We start from the raw sequence: 3197 nt of genomic DNA, 5'->3' as shown, positions 1-3197 counted from the left end.
CTGTTGCTCTGTTTATTCAAGTGACCATATCAACTGTACTCGGCGGCGGGTTACCGATAGTCGCTCGATTCTTCAAACTTGATCCTGCTGTGTTAGTGAGCCCTGTACTGGCTTCGATAGTGGATATCTCTGGAATGTGGATCTACTTCACTGTGGTTAATTCATTCTTAGGGATCGCTTAGCGTTTATAAAAATAGCTAAAAACACCTTAGAGAAAAAAATGGCGCTGAAGATTCAAGATCTTCAGCGCCATTTTATTGCTTAAGTAGAAGCTTAAACAGAGTTGAACATTACTTAGATTTGCTCTGTGTTTGACTGAATTCAACTACATCTGTGTAGAAAGCTCGTTCAAACTGGGTGATGGGTGCTTCTACTGGTTTTTCTGGATCTGGTGTGTCAGGAAAGTAATCACGGACAAACTGTACAAATAGAGAGTTCGGTTTTCCCGCTTTATCTAAACCAAAGCCTGCCATGTTGTAGCTCCCATACAAAGAACCACTTTTGGCAATAATGTTGCCTTGGATTGGTGCTTTTCTCATGCTTTGACGGTATTTGAGCGTGCCATCAGTGCCAGATGTAGGCATAGCCTCAATCAGGTTGAGCTGTTTATCGTTCTCCCAGATATAACGAAGTACCTGAGCCATGGTTTGCGAGGTCATGCGGTTATTTCTGGATAGCCCTGAACCATCGACCAACTGTGCTTGGCTTAGGTCAATATTGGCTTTGGTCAGTAATATCTGCTTTATCGCTTCAGTGCCGTTATTAAAGCTGCCCGGTTGAACATAAAATGTCGCACCCAGTGTTTTGGTTAGGTTGTCTGCTATTAGATTGTCTGATTTCTTGAGCATGATATTAATCAGTTCGGGAAGTTTCTCTGAGCTGTGACTTGCGATTAACGTGCTTTTGCCTGCTTTAGCTTTTTTGCCAACGACCACATTGCCTTTTACTTCAATTCTCAGTTCTTTAAGAATCGATGTAACGACTTGATAGGTGTAAAGTTCTGGACTTTGAATCGCGAACTTGAGCGGCAGTGGTTTCTTACGTTCAACTAAGCAACCAGAGAGCTTGTAAGTGTTATCTGGGGTAGTAATAAGCTCCAAGTCGCATTGCGTTGCCTTTTGGCCAGAGCGAGTTACCGTGGCTGCTGAGGTTGTCACGTCTATCGGATAGTGAGCTGGGATATATACGCGTGTTGTACCGTTATCTTTTGTATAAATAGAGGCTTGTGCGCAGTTACTGTCTAAGGTCATTGCACTAGAGGGAGCGCTGTAACAAACGCCTAAAATGTCCCAAGGCCAACCAACCGCTCGTTGATAGCCAGTAAAAGCTGAGTTATCGAGGTATAAGTTGCCCTTGATTGTTTTAGATTGCGATTTAGCATATTGATCTAAAAGATTTTTTAGATGCTCTCTTTGTAGTGTAGGGTCACCACTGAATGCGATCACGACATCTTTATTAGAACGCGCAATGCTGGTCGTGTAGTTAAAATTATCTCCTAACTCCAATTTGGCTGCCAAAGCGGTGACTAGCTTTAACGTACTGGCGGGAGGGTAAAAGCCATCGCTATTGGTGTTCAACTCACTCGAATCATCACTCAATGACTTCAGTATCAAGCTTGTGCTACTGCCATCGGGCAGTTTATCTAGAGGGAGGTATTCGAAAGCACTAATTGAATAGCTACACAGTGACAAACCACATAGGAGTAAGCGGGATAGAAGGCGCATAGAAGGTTTTCTTGGATGACTGATGTTTTCAGTATACAGATATAAAAAACGCCCGCTATAGAGCGGGCGTTTTGATTCTCAATTAACTAATTAATCAATTAGATAATCAGAATTAGAAGTCGTAACGTAGACCTAGAGCTAGCTCGTCTTCAGCTTGTGCTGAAGTTGCAGCAAGGTTGCCGCCAGCAGTACCGAACTGGTCACCCGCTGAGATTAGGTTGAAGTTGTACGATACATAGCCACGGAAGTTAGGCTTGAAGTAGTACGTTGCATCAACAGCGATATTGTCAGCAGACGTTTCACCATTAGTTTCAGCGTTGTTGTATGTAGATGAGAATACTGTTTGACCTAGAGTGTAAGCCGCTGCTACTTCGTAACCAGTGTAATCACCGTCGTTCTTAGCAACTTGACCATCTGTAAATACACCAGCGAAGTATAGGTCGCCCATAGTGTAAGAACCAGAAAGCATGTATTCGTCTTGTGCGTTGTTACCAGAGTATTGACTTGCGTAACCTGCACCTAGTTTAACACCAGTTTCACCGATTGCGTAGATACCAGATAGAGAGTAACCATCAGCACTGTTGTCGCTGTAAGAAGCAACAGCATCGCCTTCGCCTGCTGGAGTACCGTCAGCTTTTAGTTCTGTACGGTCAGCAAAACGGTAGCTTGCTTTAACGCTTAGGTCTTGGAATTGACCTTTGTAAGAAAGCATGTTGTCAGCACGGTCAGCAGCATTGATTTTCATTGCTGCAGAGTTACCGTGGTAAGCCATGATATCGGTAAAGTCAGTGATTACGCCTAGAGCGCCGTCGTTTTTACCGTAAGTTACTTCACCAAATGTACCGCCAAGTCCAGCGTAAGCGTAACGGTTAGTTAAGCTGTCGCTGTTTTTGTCAGTGCCTGCGCCGTTTTCAGCCGTTGTGAACTCGCCTTCGTAGAAACCAACACCGTATAGGCCATCTTGGATTTCAACTTGACCTAGGAAGTTAAGACGGATACGAGAGTTGTCTTGAGCGTTACCATCTTTCATAGATAGACGAGCTTCCGCACGGCCACCCATTTCTAGAGAAGTACCGTCTTGGTTGTATAGTTCTGAAGCGTTAGCACCAGTAGCAAGAGCTGCAGCAGATACAGCAAGCGCGATCATAGTCTTGTTCATGTTATTAATTCCTAATTACTGTCCATAAAGGTATTTATCAAGGATTTGAATCCTTTTTGTATATTGCTCGTATTAATCAAGCTTCATAATCATGCTTAGAACAAAAGCGTGAAACTTGCCAGAGCAATCCGTGGGGTACTTTTTACCCCTAAAGTTCCACCATCAGGTAGTAAAATGATATCAATAAAAATTATGAACACTGTTTTATTGAGTTTGCGTGTGTTTAAGTATTTGTTTTTATATGATTTTTATAAAAGTGTGATCTGTGTTTATTTGGTTTATTTTTGTTTTTTTTAGATATTTCATCGCTAACT

The 3197-nt window shown here is 42.6% G+C and carries 3 protein-coding genes; 1 reads left to right on the top strand and 2 read right to left on the bottom strand.

Features of this window, described 5'->3' with window-relative positions; translation table 11 throughout:
- The coding region (locus tag AB4496_RS07930; protein WP_372130788.1) for a magnesium transporter at nt 1-182 on the top strand (182 nt) is incomplete at its 5' end.
- Nucleotides 183-290: 108 nt separating this feature from the next.
- Here the strand turns inward: AB4496_RS07930 and dacB are convergent.
- The gene (gene dacB, locus AB4496_RS07925) at nt 291-1724 is read right to left on the bottom strand and encodes a serine-type D-Ala-D-Ala carboxypeptidase (RefSeq protein ID WP_009847551.1); all 1434 of its coding nucleotides are present in this window, start codon (nt 1722-1724) and stop codon (nt 291-293) included.
- A 112-nt stretch (nt 1725-1836) separates the two neighbouring features.
- A complete protein-coding gene (locus AB4496_RS07920) occupies nt 1837-2883 on the bottom strand; it encodes a porin (protein WP_009847550.1) in 1047 nt (348 codons plus the stop codon).
- Between the last annotated feature and the right edge of the window lie 314 nt (nt 2884-3197).

The organism is Vibrio sp. 10N.222.46.A1, from assembly GCF_041473595.1.
Classification (GTDB): Bacteria; Pseudomonadota; Gammaproteobacteria; order Enterobacterales; family Vibrionaceae; genus Vibrio; species Vibrio tasmaniensis_A.
Note: the sequence above shows the minus strand (reverse complement) of the source record. Positions and strands in the feature narration are given on the sequence as shown.

Coding starts and splice junctions, on each gene's coding strand:
- AB4496_RS07920 (WP_009847550.1), bottom strand. CDS start 2,883: ATGAACAAGACTATGATCGCGCTTGCTGTATCTGCTGCAGCTCTTGCT.
- dacB (WP_009847551.1), bottom strand. CDS start 1,724: ATGCGCCTTCTATCCCGCTTACTCCTATGTGGTTTGTCACTGTGTAGC.